Source organism: Micromonospora psammae (assembly GCF_036902725.1).
Taxonomy (GTDB): Bacteria; Actinomycetota; Actinomycetes; order Mycobacteriales; family Micromonosporaceae; genus Micromonospora.
In genome coordinates this window covers 45,411-65,665 of record NZ_JBAKHM010000006.1, presented here as the reverse complement: position 1 = coordinate 65,665, position 20,255 = coordinate 45,411, and the positions used below count along the sequence as shown (strand labels likewise).

18 protein-coding genes, 2 pseudogenes and 1 riboswitch are annotated in these 20,255 nt (G+C 74.2%); of the genes and pseudogenes, 7 read left to right on the top strand and 13 right to left on the bottom strand.

Going from position 1 to position 20,255, the window contains the following annotated elements:
* Window positions 1–148: 148 nt before the first annotated feature.
* Window positions 149–238, top strand: a riboswitch (ZMP/ZTP riboswitch).
* 17 nt (window positions 239–255) lie between these two features.
* Window positions 256–1,674 carry a glycine hydroxymethyltransferase gene (locus tag V6U79_RS11420; protein WP_334614627.1) on the top strand — a complete coding sequence of 473 codons (1,419 nt, stop codon included), beginning with the start codon at window positions 256–258 and terminating at the stop codon, window positions 1,672–1,674.
* A gap of 227 nt (window positions 1,675–1,901) precedes the next feature.
* On the opposite strand, the gene araB is transcribed toward V6U79_RS11420, so the two are convergent.
* The 7 genes and pseudogenes from araB to V6U79_RS11385 all read right to left on the bottom strand — a co-directional run bounded on the left by araB (window position 1,902) and on the right by V6U79_RS11385 (window position 10,105).
* Window positions 1,902–3,575, bottom strand: a complete 1,674-nt coding sequence (gene araB, locus V6U79_RS11415) for a ribulokinase (protein ID WP_334614626.1) — start codon at window positions 3,573–3,575, stop codon at window positions 1,902–1,904.
* Between the two features lie 95 nt (window positions 3,576–3,670).
* Complete coding sequence (locus V6U79_RS11410; RefSeq protein WP_334526609.1) at window positions 3,671–3,922, bottom strand: hypothetical protein; 252 nt, start codon at window positions 3,920–3,922, stop codon at window positions 3,671–3,673.
* An 85-nt stretch (window positions 3,923–4,007) separates the two neighbouring features.
* Window positions 4,008–5,385 (bottom strand): annotated as a pseudogene (locus tag V6U79_RS11405) (aminotransferase-like domain-containing protein).
* Window positions 5,334–6,482 (bottom strand): alpha-hydroxy acid oxidase, encoded by a 1,149-nt coding sequence (locus V6U79_RS11400; protein ID WP_334614624.1) that lies wholly within the window; start codon window positions 6,480–6,482, stop codon window positions 5,334–5,336. The pseudogene V6U79_RS11405 and the gene V6U79_RS11400 overlap by 52 nt, the downstream one beginning before the upstream one ends.
* Window positions 6,483–6,621: 139 nt before the next feature.
* A pseudogene (gene lipP1 / locus V6U79_RS11395) lies at window positions 6,622–7,539 on the bottom strand (LipP1 family hormone-sensitive lipase); the annotation flags it as partial.
* Window positions 7,536–8,765: a cytochrome P450 gene (locus V6U79_RS11390; protein ID WP_334614718.1), complete on the bottom strand. Its 1,230-nt coding sequence runs from the start codon at window positions 8,763–8,765 to the stop codon at window positions 7,536–7,538. The pseudogene lipP1 and the gene V6U79_RS11390, both read right to left, overlap by 4 nt.
* 59 nt (window positions 8,766–8,824) lie before the next feature.
* Window positions 8,825–10,105, bottom strand: coding sequence for an SGNH/GDSL hydrolase family protein (locus V6U79_RS11385; RefSeq protein WP_334614717.1), 1,281 nt, complete (start codon window positions 10,103–10,105; stop codon window positions 8,825–8,827).
* A gap of 359 nt (window positions 10,106–10,464) precedes the next feature.
* Between V6U79_RS11385 and V6U79_RS11380 the strand changes: the two genes are divergently transcribed.
* Window positions 10,465–12,027, top strand: coding sequence for a class I adenylate-forming enzyme family protein (locus V6U79_RS11380; RefSeq protein ID WP_334614623.1), 1,563 nt, complete (start codon window positions 10,465–10,467; stop codon window positions 12,025–12,027).
* Complete coding sequence (locus tag V6U79_RS11375; protein ID WP_334614622.1) at window positions 12,024–13,247, top strand: MFS transporter; 1,224 nt, start codon at window positions 12,024–12,026, stop codon at window positions 13,245–13,247. Before V6U79_RS11380 ends, V6U79_RS11375 begins: the two co-directional genes overlap by 4 nt.
* Before the next feature lie 115 nt (window positions 13,248–13,362).
* Here V6U79_RS11375 and V6U79_RS11370 read toward each other — a convergent pair whose 3' ends face one another.
* The 6 genes from V6U79_RS11370 to V6U79_RS11345 form a co-directional block, all read right to left on the bottom strand.
* Window positions 13,363–14,697: a GNAT family N-acetyltransferase gene (locus tag V6U79_RS11370; RefSeq protein WP_334532732.1), complete on the bottom strand. Its 1,335-nt coding sequence runs from the start codon at window positions 14,695–14,697 to the stop codon at window positions 13,363–13,365.
* Between the two features lie 37 nt (window positions 14,698–14,734).
* The gene (locus V6U79_RS11365) at window positions 14,735–15,259 is read right to left on the bottom strand and encodes a hypothetical protein (RefSeq protein ID WP_334614621.1); all 525 of its coding nucleotides are present in this window, start codon (window positions 15,257–15,259) and stop codon (window positions 14,735–14,737) included.
* Window positions 15,246–15,683, bottom strand: coding sequence for a MarR family winged helix-turn-helix transcriptional regulator (locus V6U79_RS11360; RefSeq protein ID WP_334532728.1), 438 nt, complete (start codon window positions 15,681–15,683; stop codon window positions 15,246–15,248). Before V6U79_RS11360 ends, V6U79_RS11365 begins: the two co-directional genes overlap by 14 nt.
* Window positions 15,684–15,822: 139 nt before the next feature.
* Window positions 15,823–16,380, bottom strand: a complete 558-nt coding sequence (locus V6U79_RS11355; RefSeq protein WP_334532726.1) for a dihydrofolate reductase family protein — start codon at window positions 16,378–16,380, stop codon at window positions 15,823–15,825.
* A 106-nt stretch (window positions 16,381–16,486) separates the two neighbouring features.
* Entirely contained in the window at window positions 16,487–16,837 is a 351-nt protein-coding gene (locus V6U79_RS11350) for a hypothetical protein (protein ID WP_334532722.1), read from the bottom strand.
* Between the two features lie 72 nt (window positions 16,838–16,909).
* Complete coding sequence (locus V6U79_RS11345; RefSeq protein ID WP_334532719.1) at window positions 16,910–17,155, bottom strand: hypothetical protein; 246 nt, start codon at window positions 17,153–17,155, stop codon at window positions 16,910–16,912.
* Window positions 17,156–17,353: 198 nt separating this feature from the next.
* On the opposite strand from V6U79_RS11345, the gene V6U79_RS11340 reads away from it, so the two are divergent.
* Genes V6U79_RS11340 through V6U79_RS11325 form a run of 4 tightly spaced genes read left to right on the top strand, consistent with a single transcriptional unit; the run spans window position 17,354 to window position 20,145 of the window.
* Window positions 17,354–17,785: a YbaB/EbfC family nucleoid-associated protein gene (locus tag V6U79_RS11340; protein WP_334614620.1), complete on the top strand. Its 432-nt coding sequence runs from the start codon at window positions 17,354–17,356 to the stop codon at window positions 17,783–17,785.
* The gene (locus tag V6U79_RS11335; protein WP_334532715.1) at window positions 17,775–18,098 is read left to right on the top strand and encodes an ESX-1 secretion-associated protein; all 324 of its coding nucleotides are present in this window, start codon (window positions 17,775–17,777) and stop codon (window positions 18,096–18,098) included. The genes V6U79_RS11340 and V6U79_RS11335 overlap by 11 nt, the downstream gene beginning before the upstream one ends.
* The gene (locus tag V6U79_RS11330) at window positions 18,095–19,843 is read left to right on the top strand and encodes a WXG100-like domain-containing protein (protein WP_334532713.1); all 1,749 of its coding nucleotides are present in this window, start codon (window positions 18,095–18,097) and stop codon (window positions 19,841–19,843) included. The genes V6U79_RS11335 and V6U79_RS11330 overlap by 4 nt, the downstream gene beginning before the upstream one ends.
* A gap of 32 nt (window positions 19,844–19,875) precedes the next feature.
* Window positions 19,876–20,145, top strand: a complete 270-nt coding sequence (locus V6U79_RS11325) for a hypothetical protein (protein ID WP_334532711.1) — start codon at window positions 19,876–19,878, stop codon at window positions 20,143–20,145.
* Window positions 20,146–20,255: the final 110 nt, after the last annotated feature.

The following is a 20,255-nucleotide window of genomic DNA, read 5'->3' as shown; positions in this document are numbered from 1 at the left end:
TGTCCCCTCTCGTCCACGGACCGCTCGTGCCGGACGGCCCTACCGGTGCAGTGCCCTGCACACGGGCGGCCAACCACGCGGGCGGCCGACCATGCCGGCGGGTCCCGGAGGCGGACCGGAGCCGCCCATCGGCGACCCGGTAGGATCGTCGGCGGGCCGTGACTGGCGCGTGGGGATGGAGCACCATCGGGAAGCGGTCCCGTCATGAGGACGCACGCCGAGCGCCTGGGCCTTCCGCACGTAACTGGAGGTCGCATGTCGCTGAACGCCGAATCCACCGCTTTCCGCAGCGCGCTCGAGGTGATCCGCGCCGTCGAGCCCCGGGTGGCCGACGCCATCGGCGCCGAGCTGGCCGACCAGCGCGAGTCGCTGAAGCTGATCGCCAGCGAGAACTACGCCTCCCCCGCCACCCTGCTGGCGATGGGCAACTGGTTCAGCGACAAGTACGCCGAGGGCACCGTCGGCCGCCGCTTCTACGCCGGCTGCCAGAACGTGGACACCGTCGAGGCGCTCGCCGCCGAACACGCCCGCGAGCTGTTCGGCGCGTCGCACGCGTACGTGCAGCCGCACTCCGGCATCGACGCCAACCTGGTCGCGTTCTGGGCGATCCTGGCCGACCGGGTGGAGTCCCCCGCCCTGAAGAAGGCCCAGGTACGCCAGGTCAACGACCTCACCGAGGCGGACTGGTTCGCGCTGCGCCGGGAGCTGGGCAACCAGCGGATGCTGGGCATGTCGCTGGACGCCGGCGGCCACCTCACCCACGGCTTCCGGCCGAACATCTCCGGCAAGATGTTCGACCAGCGCAGCTACGGCACCGACCCGGCCACCGGGCTGGTCGACTACGACAAGGTCGCCGAGGCGGCGCGCGAGTTCAAGCCGCTGATCCTGGTCGCCGGCTACTCGGCGTACCCGCGGAAGGTCAACTTCCGGATCATGCGGGAGATCGCCGACTCGGTCGGCGCCACCTTCATGGTCGACATGGCGCACTTCGCCGGCCTGGTCGCGGGCAAGGTCTTCACCGGCGACTTCGACCCGGTGCCGCACGCGCACATCGTCACCACCACCACCCACAAGTCGCTGCGCGGCCCGCGCGGTGGCATGGTGCTCTGCGGCCCGGAGCTGGCCGACCAGGTCGACCGCGGCTGCCCGATGGTGCTCGGCGGCCCGCTGCCGCACGTGATGGCCGCCAAGGCGGTCGCCCTGGCCGAGGCGCGGCGCCCCGACTTCGCCGACTACGCCCAGCGCATCGTCGACAACGCGCAGGCCCTCGCCGAGGGGCTGACCCGCCGGGGCGCGAAGCTGGTCACCGGCGGCACCGACAACCACCTGGTGCTCATCGACGTCACCGGCTACGGGCTGACCGGCCGGCAGGCCGAGCAGGCGCTGCTCGACTCGGGCATCGTCACCAACCGCAACTCGGTCCCGCAGGACCCGAACGGCGCCTGGTACACCTCGGGCATCCGGATCGGCACCCCGGCGCTGACCAGCCGTGGGCTGGGCGTCGCCGAGATGGACCAGACCGCCGAGCTGATCCACACCGTGCTCAGCCAGACCACCTCGGGCGAGTCCAAGGCGAAGTACGTCCTCGACCCGGCGCTGGCCGACAAGGTCAGCAAGCAGGCCAACGAGCTGCTCGCCGGCTTCCCGCTCTACCCCGCCGTCGACCTCGGCTGACCCGCACCACCTCCCGACGCCCCGCCCGGCCCCGCCCGGCGGGGCGTCGCCGTCCCGCCCCACTCCCCCACCCCGCTCCCTCCCTGCGGCACCCCGCGCCGCCTCGCAACGGCGGCGGTGATCAAGAGGTTCTGGTCAGGGAACGCGCTCTCCCAGGACGCGAACCTCTTGATCACCGAGCGGGACCGACCCGCGGCCGGGCCGGGACCGGGCCAGGGTGGGCGGGGTCAGGGGGTGGTCAGGGCGCGATGGCGGAGGGCGCGGAGGTGGTGGAGGACGTCGGTGCCGCCGCGGCCGAAGTGGTCGTGCAGGGCGCGGTACCGCGCGTACAGGTCGTCGTAGGCGGCGGCGCGGGCGGGGTCGGGATGCAATGTCTCCCGGTGCCCGGCGCCCATCACCTCCGACGCCGTCTCCACGTCCGGGTACACCCCGGCGGCCACCGCCGCGTGGACGGCCGCGCCCCGGGCGGCCGGGTGCTCCGCGTCGAGCACGTGCAGCGGCCGGCCCAGCACGTCGGCGTAGATCCGCAGCAGCAGCCGGTTGGCGGTGAGCCCGCCGGCCGCGGTCAGCTCGTCCACCGGCACCCCGGCACCGGTGAACGCCTCCAGCACGGTGCGGGCGCCGAACGCGGTCGCCTCCAGCAGCGCCCGCCAGATCTCCTCCGGCCGGGTGGCCAGGGTCAGCCCGACCAGCACCCCGCTCAGCTCGTGGTCCATCAGCACCGACCGGTTGCCGCTGTGCCAGTCCAGCGCCAGCAGGCCGTGCCCACCGACGGGCTGGTCGGCGGCGAGCGAGTCGAGCAGCGCGTACGGGGTGGTCCCCCGCCGCCGGGCCTCGTCCGCGTACGCCGCGGGCAGGTTCCGGTCGACGTACCAGGCGAAGATGTCGCCGACGCCGCTCTGCCCGGCCTCGTAGCCCCACCGGCCGGGCGTCACGCCACCGTCGACCACCCCGCAGACGCCCGGCACCTCGTGACAGGCGTCCGCGTTCATGATCAAGCAGGTGGAGGTGCCGAGCACGGCGAGCATCCGCCCGGGGGCCACCGCGCGGGCCGCCGCCGCGGTGACGTGCGCGTCGATGGCGCCGACCGCCACCGGGGTGCCCACCGGCAGGCCGGTCCAGCCGGCCGCCTCGATGGTCAGCCCGCCGGCCCGGCCGGCGGCCGGGGCGACCGGCCCGTCGACCCTGGGCAGCAGCCCGGGCAGGGCCGGGTGCAGCGCGGCGAGGAAATCGGGGGCCGGGTAGCGGCCGTCCTGGCGCAGCCCCTTGAAGCCGGCGGCCGGGGCGTTGCGGGTCTCCCGGCCGCAGAGCCGCCAGACGATCCAGTCCGCCGCCTCGATCCAGCGCTCCGCGCGGTCGAAGACCTCCGGGTCCTCCTCCAGCAGTTCGAGGGCCTTGGCCAGCTGCCACTCGGCGGAGACCCGGCCGCCGTAGCGGGCCAGCCAGGTCTCGCCGCGCTCGCGGGCCAGCGCGTTGATCCGGTCGGCCTGCCGCTGGGCGGCGTGGTGCTTCCAGAGCTTCGGCCAGGCGTGCGGCCGGTCCCGCAGGTCGGGCAGCGCGCAGAGCGGGGTGCCGTCGGCCAGCGTGGGCAGCACCGTGCACGAGGTGGCGTCCACCCCGATGCCGACCACCTCACCGGGGTCGATCCCGGCGGCGGCCAGCGCGGCGGGCACCGCGGTCCGGAGCACGTCGAGATGGTCGTCCGGGTCCTGGAGCGCCCACTGCGGGGGCAGGGCCGGGCCGTCCGGCAGCCGGGTGGTGAGCACCCCGTGCCGGTACGCGTGCACCGCGCTGCCCAGTTCGGTGCCGTCCTCGACGTCGACCACCACCGCCCGGCCGGAGAGCGTGCCGAAGTCCACGCCGACGGCGTACCGGCGGCCGGTCTGCGCGTGCCTGGTCACCGCGCCTCCTCTCACCGACGGCGGGGACACCGGCGGCGGGAGGAGACGCTAGCAACCGGCGGGACGGAGGGCTCGGAGGCCCGGCACCGGGCGGGTCAGGCGAGCTGGCGCTTGAGGTGGTAGCGGTGCACCTCGGTGCTGCCCTGGACGTTGTTGACGTCCTCGGCGGCGGAGACCAGCTCCCAGCCGTCCCGGCCGGCGCGGTTGAGGTGGGCGATCGCCGTGTCGCCGTACGCGGTGATGTCGGCCCGCGAGCCGTCCGGGCCGTACCAGACGAACGAGACGTGGAAATTGCGGCCCTGCCCCTGGTAGCGGCGGACCAGCAGGGCGTACTCCCAGGCAACCATCCGTCCATTATGGTGGCCGACCGCGGGCCGTCGGAACCGACCTGCGACACCGACCCGCGCCCGGGTCACCGGTGACGGGGCCGGGTCAGCGGGCCGGGGTCGCCGCGGCGCAGCGCAGCTCGTCGGTGACCAGGGCGGCGAACCGGTCCAGCCCGAGGTCGATCTGCTCCGGGGTGACCGCGCTGATCGACAGGCGCAGCGCGCCGACCGGCACGCCGTCGTCGTAGAAGTGCGCCATCGGGGTCCAGAGCACGCCGTACCGCTCGGCGGAGCGGCGCAGCAGCGCGTCGTCCACGGCGAACGGCACGGTGACCACCACGAAGAACCCGCCGGCCGGGGCGTTCCAGCGCACCGGCGAGGGGGCGGGGAAGCGACGGTCCAGGCCGTCGAGCAGGTGGCGCAGGTTGCGCCCGTACGCCGCGCGTTCGCGCTGGTTGGCCGCGGCCAGCGAGCAGTCGTGCTCCAGCAGCGCCCCGCCGACCATCGCCTGGGCCAGCGGCGAGGTGTTCACCGTGACCATGCTCTTGATCTTGGCGAGCTGGTCGGCGAGGAGCCCCACCGTGCCGTCGGAGCCGGCGACCCGCTGGTCGGCCACGACGTAGCCGACCCGGGCGCCGGGGAGCACGGTCTTGGCGAACGACCCCAGGTAGACCACCCGGCGCCGGGTGTCCAGCGCCTTGAGGGTGGGCAGCCGCTCGCCGTCGCCGGCCGGGAAGAGCCCGTACGGGTTGTCCTCGATCAACAGCAGCTCCTCCTCGGCGGCGAGGTCGAGCAGCCGTCGCCGGTCGGCGAGGTCGATGCGGGCGCCGGACGGGTTGGCGAAGTCCGGCATCACGTAGCAGGCGCGCGGGCGCAGCCCCTCGGCCCGCGCCCGTCGTACCTGCGCCCGCAGGTCGGCCAGGTCGACCCCGGCCGGTCCGCCGGCCACCGGTCGGACGGGCAGGTCCAGCAGCCGCGCCGCCCCGGTCAACCCGACGTAGGTGGGGGCGACGGCGAGCAGCACGTCCCCGGGTCCGGCCCGCAGCGCCCGCAGCACCAGCAGCATCGCCTCCTGGCAGCCCACGGTCACCACGACCGCCTCCGGGTCGACGTGCACGTCCTCGTCGACCGCGAGGTGACGGGCGACCAGGTGGTGGATGATCCCCTTGGTGCGGCCGTACTGGAACAGGGTGCGCCGCGCCTGCTCCGGTCGCTGCCCGAGGTCGTCGGCGAGGTGCCGGCGGAACCGGTCCAGCCACCGGCGGGGCGCCCCGTCGTCGAAGTACTCCTCGTAGGGCCGGCCGGCGGCCAGCGACACCGCGTCCGGCCAGTGCTGGGCCACCTCGTTGAGGAAGTTCATCGAGTTCAACGCCGGGTCGTCGACCGCCGGGTGCAGCGAGGCGACGTCCAGGTCCACCGACGCGTCCACGGCTCAGCCTCCGGTCAGGGTACGCAGCCGGCGGGCCGCCGCCGGGTCGGCGCAGCCGGCGAGGGTGAGCGCGTCGCGCAGTTCGGTGGCGAGCAGCGCCAGCGCCGCCTCCGCGCCGGCCCGCCCACCGGCGGCGAGGGCCCAGAGCATCGGGCGGCCCAGCAGCACCCCGGTCGCGCCGAGGGCGAGCGCGCGCAGCACGTCCGTCCCGCTGCGCACGCCGCTGTCCACCAGCACCTCGGCGCGCCCGTCGACGGCGGCGACCACCTCGGGCAGCACCGTGGCGGTGGCGGGGGCGCCGTCGAGCTGCCGGCCGCCATGGTTGGAGACCACCACGGCGTCCGCGCCGACCTCCACCGCCCGCACCGCGTCGCGCGGGTCGAGGACGCCCTTGACCAGCAGGGGCAGCGGGGTACGGTCCCGCAGCCAGTCGAGGTCGGCCCAGGTCAGCGCGGGCGCGAAGGCCGCCCCGGTGTGCGCGGCGATCGCCGACACCCCGGGCGTACCGGTGTGCGCGAGGTCGTCCCGGCTGCCGGGCAGGTTCGCCGCGGTCACGTGCGGCGGCAGCACGAAGCCGTTGCGCACGTCGCGCCGCCGGCGGCCGAGCACCGGCACGTCGACGGTGACCATCAGCGCGGCGCACCCGGCGCGGTGGGCCCGGTCCAGCAGGTCGGCGACCAACCCCCGGTCGCGCAGCCAGTACAGCTGGAACCAGACCGGTCCCGCACCGGCGGCGGCGACCTCCTCGATGGTGGTGCTGCTCAGCGTGCTCAGCGCGTAGGGCACCCCGGCCGCGCCGGCCGCCGCCGCCAGCCCCGACTCGCCGTCGGGGTGCAGCAGCCGCTGGTACGCCATCGGCGCCACCGCCACCGGCATCGCCTGCTGCCGGCCCAGCAGCGGCGCCGTCGTCCGGGGATCGTCCACCCCGGTGAGCACCCGGGGCAGCACGGCGACCCGGTCGAAGGCGGCCAGGTTGGCGGCCAGGGTGCTCTCCGCGCCGCTGCCGCCGTCGACGTAGTCCCAGACGTCCGGCGGCAGGACGGCCCGGGCGGGCCCGGCGAAGTCCCCCAGGCCGACCGGCGGCGGGGCGTCGGGCGGGACCGTGCGGGCGGACCGGGGCGGCGGCAGGTCGGCGCGCACCCGGTCAGCCATCGGCCGGCTCCGCCCCGGCACGGACCGCCGGGGCGGCGGCGGGTCCGCCCGGCCCGGCGCCGGCGGCCCGAGCGCCGGCGGCCGGGCCGTCGTCGGTCCGCGCGTCGGGTGGCGAGCCCGGGCCGGGGAGCGCGAAACATTGCCGCAGGAACGCCGCGGCCTCGTCCTGCGCGCGCCGGCCGGCGTCGAAGACGCCGGGCATCGCGAAGAACCCGTGGATCATCCCGGGATACCGGCTGAGGGTGACCGGCACGCCCGCCTCTCGCAACCGGGCGGCGTACCGCTCCCCCTCGTCGCGCAGCGGGTCGTGCTCGGCGGTGACGACGAGGGCCGGCGGCAGGCCGGAGAGGTCCTCGGCGAGCAGCGGCGAGGCCAGCGGGTTCGCCGCGTCGGCCGGGTCGGCCAGGTAGTGCCCCCGGTACCACTCGACGGAGTGCCGGTTGAACAGCAGCGGATCCTCGTCGCCGCCCGGGGCGCGGTGGCAGCGCTGGTCGGTGTTGGGGTAGACCAGCAGCTGCCCGGCGAGCCGGGGACCGCCGGCGGCGCGGGCGAGCAGGGTGACCGCCGCCGCGAGGTTCCCCCCGGCGCTGTCGCCGCCGACGGCGAGGCGGTCCGGGTCGGCCCGGAACTCCCGCGCGTGCGCGGCGATCCACCGGGTGGCCGCGTGGCAGTCGTGCACGGCGGCCGGGAAGGGGTGTTCCGGGGCGAGCCGGTAGCCGACGGTGACCACCTGGCATCCGGCGGCGTTGGCCAGCCGGCGGCAGATCCCGTCGGCGGTCTCCACGCTGCCCAGCGTCCAGCCTCCGCCGAAGAAGTAGACGAGCGTGGGCATCCGGCCCTCGCCGGCCGGCCGGTGGACGCGTACCCGGAGGTCGCCGGCGGGGCCGGGGAGGTGGGTGTCGCGTACCTCGTGCACCGGCTCGACGTCGCCGCCGCCGGCGCGGATCGCGGCCAGGTCGGCGGCGCGGGCCTCGGCCAGGGTCTGGGTGTACAGCGGTGGGGTGCTGGTCGCGGCCCGCGCGGTGAGATACGCCCGCACCTGGGGGTCGAGGGTCATGCCGTCTCCTGTCCGCCGGTCGAGACGAAGAGCTTGTCGATGCCGCGCAGGAAGAGGCTCCCGCTGTAGGTGGGGGTCCTGGTGACGGCGAGGCGGGGGAAGCGGGCGAAGAGCCGCGGCAGGGCGAGCCGGCCCTCCATCCGGGACACCGCCGCGCCGAGGCAGAAGTGCGGGCCGACGCCGAAGGCGAGCGACGGCGGGCCGCCCCGGTGCGGGTCGAACCGGTCCGGGTCGGAAAAGCGGGCCGGGTCACGGTTGGCCGCCGCGATCATCAGCAGCACGTTCTCGTCGCGCCGCACCGGCACCCCGCCGAGCGTGGTGTCCTCGGGCGCGGCCCGGGCCAGGAAGTGCACCGGGCTCTCCAGCCGCAGCACCTCGTCCACGCAGCCGCCGGCCAGCTCCTCGTCGGCGGGGAGCGCCGCGACGACGTCCGGGTGGGCCAGCAGCACCGGCAGCCCGTTGCTGAACAGGTAGACGGTGGTCACGAAGCTCGCGTTGAACAGCACGATGAGGTTGCTGACCAGCTCGTCCTCGGTCAGCTCCACGTCGCCGGAGTCGAGCGCCTCGACCAGCCCGCTGACCAGGTCCTCGCCGGGATGCCGGCGCCGGTGCGCGATCAGCTCCCGGTACCAGGCGCGCAGCTCCCCGGCGGCCTGGTTGGCCCGGGCGAGGCGCTGCGGGGTCTTGCCGGCCACGTCGAGGAACTCGTCGATGCGGTCCACCCGCTGCCGGTACCAGGACAGGTCGGCCTCGGGCAGTCCGATGAACCCGGCCATCACCAGCGCCGGGACCGGGTAGGCGAAGTCGGCCACGAAGTCCACCTCGCCGCCGTCGGCGCCCGCCTCGGCCATCCGCTCCAGCTGCGCGTCCACCACCCGGACGATCACCGGTTCCAGGGCGCCGAGCCGGCGCGGCGTGAAGGTCTTCGCGAAGACCGCCCGCATCCGGGTGTGGTCGGGCGGGTTGACGAACATCATCGAGGACTGGAGCGTGCGCAGGATCTCCTGCTCCTGCCAGCCCGGCGGGGCCTGCTTGGACCACGCCGGGTCGCGCAGCACCTGGCTCACCAGGTCGTACCCGCCGGCGACGACGCCGATGGCGCGGTGTTCGGGGCGGGGCGCGATGGCGCTGACCGGACCGTGCCGGTGCAGGGCCGCGTACCACGGGTAGGGGTTCTGCCGACCCGACTCGCGGTAGAGCCCGGTCAGGATCTCGTCGACGTCCACGGTGCTGCCCTCTCCCGGGATGGACGGGGGCGGCGGGTCACCCCGCCGCCCCACCGGTGTCACAGTCCGAGCAGTCGGAGCGGCACGGCGTCCGCCATCGCCTGGTTGCCGGCGTCGTTCGGGTGGATGTGGTCACCCGAGTCGTACGCCGGCAGCAGCCGGCTCGGCTGCGCGGGGTCGCGCAGCACCGCGTCGAAGTCGAGCAGCCCGTCGAACTCGCTCGCGCCCGGGCCGCGCAGCCAGGCGTTGACGGCCTGCCGAGTGGCGTCCTTCTCCGGCGTCCACACGCCCGGGTTGCCGTGCCCCTCGTACGGGGTCAGCGTGGCCGCCAGGCTGCGCAGGCCGCGGGCCTTGACCTGCTGGTTGACCTGGCGCAACGAGGCGATGATCCGGTCGGCGGGGTCGTTGGACATCCAGATGTCGTTGATGCCCAGGTGGGTGACGACGGTCTGCACCCCGGTCTGCGGGAAGACGTCCTCGTTGAGCCGGGCCAGGGCGTTCGGGCCCAGCTCGGGGTAGCCGGGGAAGCCGCCGGCGCCGGGCTCCGTGCCCTCGTGGTTGAGCCGGTTGCCGGCGAGGCTCAGGTTGAGCACCCCGGGTGTACGGACCTCCGGCCGGGCGTCGACCAGCCGGTCGGCGAGCAGGTCGGGCCAGCGCTTGTTGGCGTTGACCGTGCTGCCGTTGCCGTCGCCGATGGAGTCGCCGAGGACCACCACCGCGCCGGGGCTGTGCCGGCGCTCCACGTCGATGCCGGAGAGGAACATCCAGCAGCAGTTGGGCTTGATGGTGAAGCCGGCGCCGTCGGCGGCGGTGGTCAGGTCGGTGGCGCCGATGAAGGTGGTGGCCTTGGACTGGCCGTGGAAGGTCACCGGCCCGGTGAGCACCGGGAAGTGCAGGGTGACCAGGAGGTCCTCCTGCTCCCGGACCGGGAAGTCCAGCGGGTCGCTGAGCAGCTCGGCGCCCTTGTTCATGGTGGCCGAGGTGGCGCCACCGAAGGTCAGCTCGCGCAGCGTGCCGGCGTCGATGTCGGACCGGTCGTCGGCGGTGGCGGTGTTGGGGCGGGCGACGGTGGCGTGCCCCACCTGCACCGCCTGCTCGCCGTAGAGGTTGCTCAGCCGAACCCGCAGCCGGTCCCCGCCCACGCTGGTGTGCACGGTCATCCGGATGCTCTGGTTGTTCAGCCCGGTGTTGGTGAGGCCGACGGTGTTGCCGCGGGTGACCGCCGCGGCCCAGCTGCCCGCCCACTCGGCGCGGGGGTGCCGGCGGTCGGTGTCGGACGGGCCGGCGCTGGCCACCACCGCCGGGGCGGCCACGACCAGGGCCGCGGTCGCGGCCGCTATGACATGCCATCTCTTCGGGGTCGACATGGAACCTCCATCGTTGGCAGCCCAGAACCGGCATCCATTGACGGTGCCGACTGGACGATGGTCCGGAAACTAGCCGCTGGCGCTGACGGGCGTCAATCAACCCGATCGACATGGTCAAATGCCTTCGGGGCGGGGTCGGACGCCGTTCGGCTCTGTCCACCGGCGCCGCCACCGACCTAGGCTCGCAATCGGCGGCGGCGCGGTCGCCGACCCGCGCACCCGTCGTCGCGTCCCGGCGGCGACCTGCCGGGGCGTCCTCTTCCGCCGGTCGCCACGGCGCGTCCCACCGGGCCGCCGCGTCGACCGCCACCGCATCGACTGGGGGCTGTGCGATGACCGACGGGTCCGCTCGACCGACGAGCTACGTGCACGACGCGCTGGAACTGTTCGCCGGGTTCGGCGACCGGGAGGCCCTGGTCGGCGACGGCCGTCGGCTCAGCTACGCCCAGGTCGCCGCCGAGGTGCGCGGGCTCGCCGCGGCGCTGACCGGGCACGGCGTACGCCCCGGCGCGGCGGTGCTGGTGATGCTCGGCAACGCGGTGGAGGGACCGCTGCTGCAACTGGCGCTGCACCTGCTCGGCTGCCGGACGATGTGGATCGCCCCGGTGACCTCCCGCCGCGAGATCGACGAGTTCGTCCGGCTGACCCGCCCCGACGTCTTCGTGCACGACGCCCGCGCCGGCGACGGCCTCGGCGGGCAGATCGCCGCCTCGCTGCCCGGAACCCCGGTGCTGCGCCTCGGCGCGGAGCTCGTCGCGGCCCAGGGCGTCGCAGCGCCCCACGAGGTCCCCGCCCCGGAGTCGTTCCTGCAGACCAGCGGCACCACCGGCACGCCGAAGCTGGTGCACCACACCGAGAGCTTCTACCGGCAGATCCTCGCCCTGGCCGCCGACTTCCGCGCGGCCGGCTTCCCGCTGCTGCGGCACCTGTCGCACTCGCCGATGTGGCTGGCCAGCGGGCAGATCACCACCCTGTTCAACCTCTTCACCGGCGGCGTGCTCTTCCTGCGCCAGCAGTGGGACCCGGCGGCGTTCATCCGTACCGTCGACGCCGAACGGATCAACTCGACCTTCGTCACCCCGCCGATGCTCTACGAGGTCCTCGACCACCCGGCGCTGGACGGCGCCGACTTCTCCGCCATGTTCATGTTCAACGTGGGCGCCGGGCCCGCCGCGCCCGCCCGGCTGCGGCAGGCGATCGCGCGCTTCGGCCCGGTCCTGCGCATCGTGTACGGCCTCAGCGAGGCCGTCGTCATCACCGCGCTGCCCGGGCTCACCGACGACCCGGAGCACCCGCAGCGGCTGCGCTCCTGCGGCCGGCCGTACGGCGACGTGACCGTGGAGATCCGGGACGCCGACGGGCGGGTGCTGCCGGCGGGCGACGACGGCGAGGTGTGGGTCCGCACCAACCTCAGCTTCGCCGGCTACCACGGGCAGCCGGAGCTGACCGCCGAGACGCTGGTCGACGGCTGGGTCCGCACCCGCGACGTCGGGCACCTCGACGACGACGGTTACCTCTACCTGGTGGACCGGTTGCAGGACCGGATCCTCACCCGGCAGCGCAGCTGGCCCATCTACTCCCGGCCGATCGAGGACGTCCTCGCCGGCCACCCGCAGGTACGCGCCGCCGCCGTCGTCGGCGTTCCCGACCCGGTCGCCGGCGAGCTGCCGTACGCGTTCGTGGTGCCGGCGCCGGACGCCACGGTGACCGGCGCGGAGCTGATCGCGCTGGTGACCGCCGAGCTGAGCGAGACCTGGGCGCCCGGAGCGGTGGAGTTCCTGGATCGGCTCCCGCTGAACCGCTCGGCGAAGGTGGACAAGAACGCCCTGCGGGCCCGGTACGCGGCGGCCTACCCGCCGGCGGAGGAGGTCACGGCGGCCGGCGGCCGGCCGTGAACCCGCGCCGGGAACTGACCGTCCTGGTCGCCGCGGACCTGATCTCCAACCTGGGCAGCCGCATCTCGGTGGTGGCGATCCCCTGGCTGGTGCTGGAAACCACCGGCAGCCCCACGAAGATGGGCGTGGTGGCGGCGGCGGAGACCCTGCCGTACCTGCTCTCCAGCGCGCTGGCCACCCCCTGGGCCGACCGGTTCGGCCTGCGCCGCACCTCGATCGTGGCGGACGCGGCGAGCGCCGCGGCGATGGCGGTGGTGGCACTGGCGCCCTGGCTGGGGTTCGGGACGCTGGTCGTGCTGGTGGCGGTCGCCGGCGGCCTGCGCGGCATCGGCGACCGGGTCAAGCACGTGATGTTCCGGCCGGCCGCGCTGCGGGCCGGGGTGCCGCTGATCCGGCTCACCTCCGCCTACGACGGGCTGACCCGTGGGGTGACCCTCTTCGGTGCGGTGCTCGGCGGGCTGCTCATCGGCTGGGTCGGGGTGACCCGGGCGATCTGGATCGACGCGGCCACCTTCGCGCTCTGCGCGCTGTTGATCGGGGTGCTGGTGCGCCCGCCGGCGCCGGCGGAGCCGGCACCCCGGGAGAGCTACCTGCGGGCACTGCGCGGCGGCTTCGCCTACCTGCGCACCGACCGGGTGCTGCTGACCATGCTGGTGGTGATCTCCGCGCTGAACATGTTCGCCAACGCCAGCGTGGCCGTCTACATCCCGCTCTGGGTGGCCGAGGTGTTCGGCGATCCGGCCGGTTTCGGGCTGGTGCTGGGGGTCTTCTCCGCGGGCGCGCTGCTGGGCAACGTGCTGTTCACCATGGCCGGGCCGCGGCTGCCGCGACGGCTGACCTTCGCGGTGGGCGCGGCGGCCAGCGGCACGCCCCGGCTGCTGGCGCTGGCGGTCAGCGACGAGCTGGCGGTGGTGCTGGCCGTGACGTTCCTGTCCGGGGTGGCCATCGCCACGGTGAACCCGCTGCTCGGCGCGACGCTCTACGAGCGGGTGCCGGAGGCGTTGCAGACCCGGGTGATCGGCCTCTCCGGCTCGCTGGCGTTCGTCGGGCTGCCGGTGGGGGCGCTGCTCGGTGGCTGGTCGGTGGCCGCCCTCGGGCTGGTCCCGGCGCTGTGGGTGATGTCGGCGGCGTGCCTGGTACTGACCGTGGCGCCGCTGCTGGTGGGGGCGCTGCGGGTGGGCGGGCGGGAACCGGAGGCGGCGGTGTCGGCGCAGCCCTAGGCCGAAGGCCCGGACCATGGCCCCGGACGTAGCTTCCAGCGAGACCAACGACTGCCAGCTGTCCGCGCCTCGGCCGCCGTACCTCTCTGGTACGTGGAGTCAGCTTGCCCGCTGGTCAGTTCCGGGGCCAGATTCGGGCCGGTACCCGGGGGAACGCCACCGTCAGGAAGTGTTCGGTGAGGCGGTCGCCCAAGAGGCAGTCGGGCCAGATGTCCAGCACTTCGGGCAGTGTGCGGTGACCGAGGGTGAGCTGGAGCAGGGCGCCGGGCGGCATGGCGGCGTGGGTGTGCGGGTCGGTGGACGGGCTGACGGCACCGCGTCTGGCCATCACTGCCGTCAGTTCACCGTTGGTGAACTCCAGCCGGGCGGCGCGACCGTAGATGTCGATGGTCAGCGCTGGCTCGTGCCATCGCAGGTCGGCCGCTAGCCAGCGATCGCGCAGGACCGGTAGCAGCCGGGCGAGCAGGTCGACGGGGTCGCCGGTGCGGACGTACCAGCCTCGGGGTCGCCTCGGTACGCCGGGCGGGCCCAGTCGAGCCAGTGGGTGCTGCTGGTCGAGCAGGAGGCGGACCGCGGCGAACGGCTGCCCTGCCGATGCCGCGTACTGCCGGCCGGTGTGGCCCAGGTGTGTGTGCATCGCGGCGGCGGCCCGCGGCCAGTCGGCCGGTCGATTGCAGGCCGCCGCGACCACGGTCAGTTCTCCGGCGGTGGAGAGCCGGACGGTGTGCACCAGGTATCCCCGTACGTCGGCGTCGTGCACCAGGACGGCGACGGCGCGCCGGGCCTGGTCCGCCGGGCGGCGCCCGGCGATCTCGTACCGCCACGCCTCAGCGTTCCTCGGGCAGATCAGGGCGTCCCCGCCGGCGAGGCGCCGGTCGATGTCGGCGAGGTCGTCCGCGTCGGCGATGGTGGCCGGGCGTACCGTCAGGCTGCCGCGGGAGCCTTCCGGCAGATCGTGCCCCCTGGCCGGTAGCGCGGTGGCGGGAACCGTGGGAGCGCCGTCGTTGGCCAGTGCGTAGTCGTAGCCGAGTCGCCGGTAGAAGTAGGGGATCCCCTCGATCATCTGGACGGGCACGCCGTCAGCCGCGCACCGCTGGTGCAGCGCGGCGAACAGCCGGTCGGTGAGCCGGTTCCCGCGGTGCTCCAGCGCCGTACCGACCAGCTCGACCTGGACCACCGGCAGCCGGACCCCGGCCAGGCTCCAGTCCTGTCGCAGCCCTACGAGGCTGGCGACCGGGCGGCCGGTGGTCGAGTCCTCAGCGACCAGGAAGTCGTCGGGTACGACCGAGGGATGACCGTCCAGCAGGTCCTCGACCCAGGCGGCGATGCCGGGGTGCGGTTGCCCGTCGGTCGCCGCCTGAAGCTGGACCGATGCCTGCAGGCGAGCGAGCTCGATGGCGTCGCAGGCTCGGCCCGGTCGGACCAGGTAACGTTCGCTTTCCTCTGTCATACCTTGTCTCGTTGTGGTTGGGCGGCCTTGCTGGTGTCTAGCGGGTGGCGTGCTGGCCGTGGTCGCTGACTTGGGCGTCGAACCAGTGGTGCAGGGCGTTGCGAAGCTGGGCGTCGCTGGTGGTGTAGGTGGCGCGTCCCCCGTCGGGGGTGGGTTCGTAGTCGATGGTGATTCGTCCGCCGTGTGCGCGTAGCGCTTCGAGGCCGGGCATCTGGTTGCCGTGGATGCGGGCGGGATCGGTGAAGTCGCCGCGTCGGAAGCGATCCACCTCTGCGGTGAGGTGTCGCTGTATCAAGGTGATCTGGGTGGTGTCCTGCGGGTCGTCGGCGACCACGGTCTGCACGCCACCGGTGTCGGTCTTGGTGAACTGATGGGTGGTGCGTTCCAGGTCGAACGGCATGACGGACGCGCCCCGTTCGGCGACCTCGGCCTGTCGGCCGGAGGTCGCCGGTGTCGGCGCCGGTGTCGATGAGTCATCGGCGCAGCCGCTGCTCAGCGCGGCGGCAGCGGTGGCGGCCAGGAGCAGGGCCCGACAGGCCCGGGGACGGTCAGGACGGTTCAACAGCGGCCTCCGCGAGGGTCTGGAGGGCGCGCGCCACGGCGGCACGTTCCTCATCGGGTACGCGATCGAGCAGGGCGGTGAGTCGGGCGCGGCGGGCGTCGGCCTGTCGAGCAGCTGCGGTGGCGCCGGCGTCGGTGAGTACCAGCAGAACGCCGCGGCCATCACCGTCGGCGGCCTTTCGGTGCACCCAACCCCGGCCGGCCAGGTTGTTGACCAGGCGGCTGACGGTGCTCTTCTCCAACCGCAACCGGCGACCCAGCTCCACCTGACGGAGCCGTCCCTCACGGGCGATCTCCACCATGGCGTGCGCCTCTGAGACCGGCAGCGGCTGCCCGCACGGCGTGCGGTCGGGCTGATGGAGTCCGAAGTTGCGGACGAACCGCATCAGGGCCTCCTGCGCGGCGTCGACCTCCGCACTCTGCATGGTTCGACCGTACAACCAGAAGGTTCGACGATGCAACCATCATCAGGCAGGGTCGCCGGCGCCGTCCGCAGTAGATGGTTGGCGACAAACGGCCGATGGCCCGCCGACGGCTGCTCGGCAGGCGCCCGGCCCGATCCGGCTACCGCTGGTGGCGCAGCATCACCACACCGTTGCCGAACACCCGTGACTCGACCAGACGCAGATCGACGTGGGTGTCCGTCGGCGCGAACAGCGGCACGCCCCGGCCGATCAGCACCGGGTGGACGAAGATCCGGTACTCGTCGACCAGATCGAGCCGGCGGAAGGTGGCGGCCAGCTCCGCCCCGCCCACCAGCAGGTCGCCACCGGGCTGCTCCTGGAGCGCGCGCACCTGCGCCACGTCGACGTCCCGGACGACGGTGGCGTTCCAGTCGGCGTGCCGCAGCGTCCGGGAGTACACCACCTTCGGCATCTCCCGCCAGATGCCGGCGAACTCCCGCATCGGCGCGCTGCTCGCCGGATCCCGGTCGGCGGTCGGCCAGAACTCGGCCATCAACTCGTAGCTGCGCCGGCCGTTGAGGAAACCGCCCATCGTGGCGATCTCCGCGTTGAAGTAGTTGTGCAGCTCGTCGTCGACCCGGTGCCAGTCGATCTGGTGCTCGGGCCCCTCGAAGTAGCCGTCGAGCGACACCGACATCCACAGGATGATCTTCCTCATCGCACCCCTCCTCCTCGGCCGGCCCAGCTGTGCCCGGGTCAGGGCTGCGCACCGCGCGAGGCCGACCGGCGGCCCGCGAACGACTCCGTCCGCGGCCCGCCCACCATCACAGGCGGGCTTTCCCGGAGTCGGTGATCCGGGCGACCATCAGCCCGGTCCGGGCGGGACCGGGCAGCCAGGTTCCCACGGCGGCGGCCTCGGCGCACAGCCCCTCGCCCGCGACCGGCGCGCCACCGGACCACGCCTGCGGCCAGGTGGCGAACCGCCGCACCTCGACCAGACCCTCTGCGGCCAGCGCCGCGAGCGCCGCGGCGAGCGCCGGGACGGCCTGCTCGACGGTCGGCGGGGCGTCGGCGGTGTTCCGCCAGGCGTCGGCGATCTCCGGCAGCGGCGCGTCGCCGCCGGACTCCCGCAGCACGAAGTACGCCACGCGGGTCAGGCCGCTCCGCTCGCTCATCCGTCCAGTTTCTCCTTCCCGGTCACCCGGCCCGACAGCGCCCCACCCACGGTCGCCCGGCGACCCGTCGGCTCACCAGAGCTCCGACACCGAGTGCGCCGCGGCGAGCAGCCAGAACAGGATGACCCGGTGGTAGACCAGCGCGACGCCGAGCAGCACGATGCCGGCGACCGTCACGGCGATCATCGCCCCGAGGGCGCCCGCGTTCGTGAGCGCGTACCGCCAGGCGGGGCGGGGCGGGGGCTCCTCGGCCGGCGCGTCGGTCTCCTCGAAGACGCGGCCGACACCCGGCCGCCGCCGGATCGTCAAAGCGCTCAAGGCGGCGCTGCGCCACGAGCGCGAGGGCAATTGACCGCTAGACCGGGTGCAGCGGCTCGAGTCCGAGCTGCACCGCCGCTGACCCGGAGCACGCCGGCGGGCCTCCACGTCGGAGGGTGATGGCGTACCGTATGGCGGCCCGCGCCGCACCTGGTGCCTGCCGGCGGCGGCTGACGGGCCTCACACGGGGGAGGTCTGGTGGCACAATTTCCCATGGGCGACTTCGACGCCTCGACCGACCGGTTCGTGGCCTCCTGGGCGGCGGGCATCTCGGAGCGGGCCGCCCAGGCACAGGCATTGTCCGACCAGGTGGCGGCCATCTCGGCGACCGCGGAGGGTGCGCAGGGCGCGGTCCGGGTGACGGTCGCCGCGACGGGTGCCATGACCGACCTGCGGCTCGACGATCGGGTGCTGCGCTGGCGCGCGGACGAGATCGCCGCCGAGGTGCTGGCCGTGCTGCGGCGGGCGCAGGGCCGGCTGGCCGGCCAGGTCGCGGAGGCCGCCGCCGGCACCGTCGGCGCCGACTCGGCGACCGCCCGCGCGGTGGTCAGCAGCTACGAGTCGCGCTTCCCGGAGGAGCCCGAGGAGGAGGACCCGGGGTACGCCGGTTGGAGTGGCCGTGAGCGCTGAGGCACGGGGATTCGAGGTCGCCACGGCCGCGCTGACCGGCCACGCCCGCTCCGTCGACCGGATCGCCGGGGAGGTCGGCACCGCGCACGACGCGGCCGCCCACGTCCGGATGGGTGCCGGCGCGTACGGGCAGCTTCCCGCTTGCCAGGCGATCCCCTTCCTGCTGGACTTCCTCCAGGACCCGGCGGTGGACGCCCTCGCCGCGGCGCGCGAGGCGTTGCACAGCGCCGCCGGGGCGCTCGACGGGACGGTCGACGCCTACCACGACACCGACGAGACGAACTCCGCCTCGTTCCACCGGATGCACCGTTGAGCGCCGACGTGGCGAACCCGCTGATCGCGGCCCGGCAGGACACCACCACCGGCTACAGCGGCGTCGGCATCGTCGAGAGTCTCGTCGACCTGCGCGCCGGCATCGAAAGCGGCTCCTGGATCGACCTGACCATCGGCGGCGTCGGCACCTCCCTGGAGGTGCTGGCAACCTGCGTCGACCCGATCGGATCGGTCGTCTCGTGGGGTGTCGCCTGGCTGATCGAGCACGTCAAGCCCCTCTCCGACGCGTTGGACTGGCTGGCCGGCGACCCGGACCAGATCACCGCCTACGCCCAGACGTGGCACAACGTGTCGCGGCACGTCACCGTCCAGGTCGCCGCCCTCTCCGAGGCGGTACGCACGGAGATCGCGACCTGGACGGGTCCCGCGTCCGACGCGTACCGCCGTTACAGCGACCAGCACGTACGCCACCTCGCCGGCCTGGCGGACGCCGCCGGCCTGATCGGCACGGTCGTCGAGGGTGCGGGTTTGCTGGTCGCCCTGGTCCGGGAGCTGGTCCGGGACCTGATCGCCGATTTCGTCTCCGTCCTCGCCGTCCGTCTGTGGGTGTGGCTCGCCGAGGCTGGCCTCACCCTGGGCGCGGCCACCCCGTTGGTCGCGGCGCAGGTCTCCGCGCTGGTGGCCAAGTGGGCGGCGAAGATCGCGGGGCTGCTCACCGCGCTGGCCCGCAGCGTCAGCCGGCTCCGGCCGATCCTGTCCCGGCTCGGCGAGCTGCTCGACACCCTCCGCACGGCGCTGCGGGGCCTCCGGCGTACCCCCGGCGGGGCCGCCACCCCCGACATGCCGACGCCCGGCCCGGGGGCGCGAGGCGGGACCGACCCCGCAGGTGGCGGCGGGCAGGCACCGCCGTGGGCCCGGGTGGACGATCCCGCGCACGGCGGTCCGCGCGGGGAGCCGGTGCCGGCCGGCGGCCCGGCGCATGACGGCGGTGTGGAGCACGGTGCCGACGAGCCGGACCTCGACGGGACCGATCCTGCGGGGTCCGGGTTCGGCGCCGATCCGGCCATGCCCGATCATGCCAGCGAGGCCGAATTGCGGCTGCTCGGCAGGGAGGTGCACAGCATGGTCGAACTCGACCCCGGCGGACACGTCAACGACGCGTACGACGTGACGTTCACCGACGGCACGCACGGCGTCTACAAGCCGAACGTGCCGGAGAACGAGTTCGTGCAGGTGCGCTCCACCATCCCGGAGAGCGAGCTGGCGGCCCGGGAGGTCGCCGCCTCCCGCCTCAACGAGGACCTGGGCTTCGACCTGGTGCCGACGACCGCCCGCTGGGACGGCCCGCACGGCTCCGGCTCCATGCAGGAGTTCGTGGAGAACGCGAGCCCCGGCCGACCGGTCAGCGACTACTCCGTTCCGGAACGCGAACGGATGGCGGTGCTCGACTACGTCAGCGGCAACACCGACCGGCACCTGGGTAACTACCTCACCGGTCCCGACGGACGCCTGGTCGCCATCGACCACGGCTACTCGTTCCCCCAGTCGAACGCCGAACCGTTGCGCTCCGACTTCGTGCAGCAGCAGATGAACCGGCCGCTCGGCCCGGAGACGATGGCCCGGATCCAGGCCACCGATCCCGCCGTGCTCGCCGACCGGTTACGCGCCACCGGCCTGGACGAGAGGGCGGTCTCCGGCGCGATGGACCGCTTCAACGAGATACGCAGCCGAGGCACGATCACCGGCGAGGCGTGGACGACGTTCCGTCCGCCGAGCCCGTGGTGACCGAAGGAGCAGGGGTGAACCAGGAGGCAGGAATGACGGAGCCGGCACCGACCCGCGTGGCGCTGTACACGTTCGCGCAGCACACCAACCGACGCGTGGCCGAGTTCCGGTGGCAGCCGGGCCAGGCGGTGTCGCTGGCCGTTCTCGACTCCGAGTGGGGGGCGCTGGCGCAGGACTTCTACGACAACGGCGTACCGGCCGGGTCGGGGCGGGTGCCGCCGCAGTCCGGTGCGGAGTTCATGCGCGCCCTGCTGCAGCGGTTTCGGATGAGCTACTACAAGTTCGTGGACGAGAGCGACTGAGGCGGGTCGTGTGACCCGTGTGGCCGCACCTCGCGGTCCCCTGGCTGCCGGCGGCGGGCCGGCCTCGACACTGCTGCCGCCGCCGGCCGCGGTGTGCGGGCTCGACCACG

Excerpts from the sequence above, each read along its gene's own strand:
- V6U79_RS11420 (WP_334614627.1), top strand. The coding sequence starts at position 256 with ATGTCGCTGAACGCCGAATCCACCGCTTTCCGCAGCGCGCTCGAGGTG.
- V6U79_RS11410 (WP_334526609.1), bottom strand. The coding sequence starts at position 3,922 with ATGGTTGCCTGGGAGTACGCCCTGCTGGTCCGCCGCTACCAGGGGCAG.
- V6U79_RS11400 (WP_334614624.1), bottom strand. The coding sequence starts at position 6,482 with ATGGCTGACCGGGTGCGCGCCGACCTGCCGCCGCCCCGGTCCGCCCGC.
- V6U79_RS11380 (WP_334614623.1), top strand. The coding sequence starts at position 10,465 with ATGACCGACGGGTCCGCTCGACCGACGAGCTACGTGCACGACGCGCTG.
- V6U79_RS11370 (WP_334532732.1), bottom strand. The coding sequence starts at position 14,697 with ATGACAGAGGAAAGCGAACGTTACCTGGTCCGACCGGGCCGAGCCTGC.
- V6U79_RS11360 (WP_334532728.1), bottom strand. The coding sequence starts at position 15,683 with ATGCAGAGTGCGGAGGTCGACGCCGCGCAGGAGGCCCTGATGCGGTTC.
- V6U79_RS11355 (WP_334532726.1), bottom strand. The coding sequence starts at position 16,380 with ATGAGGAAGATCATCCTGTGGATGTCGGTGTCGCTCGACGGCTACTTC.
- V6U79_RS11350 (WP_334532722.1), bottom strand. The coding sequence starts at position 16,837 with ATGAGCGAGCGGAGCGGCCTGACCCGCGTGGCGTACTTCGTGCTGCGG.
- V6U79_RS11325 (WP_334532711.1), top strand. The coding sequence starts at position 19,876 with ATGACGGAGCCGGCACCGACCCGCGTGGCGCTGTACACGTTCGCGCAG.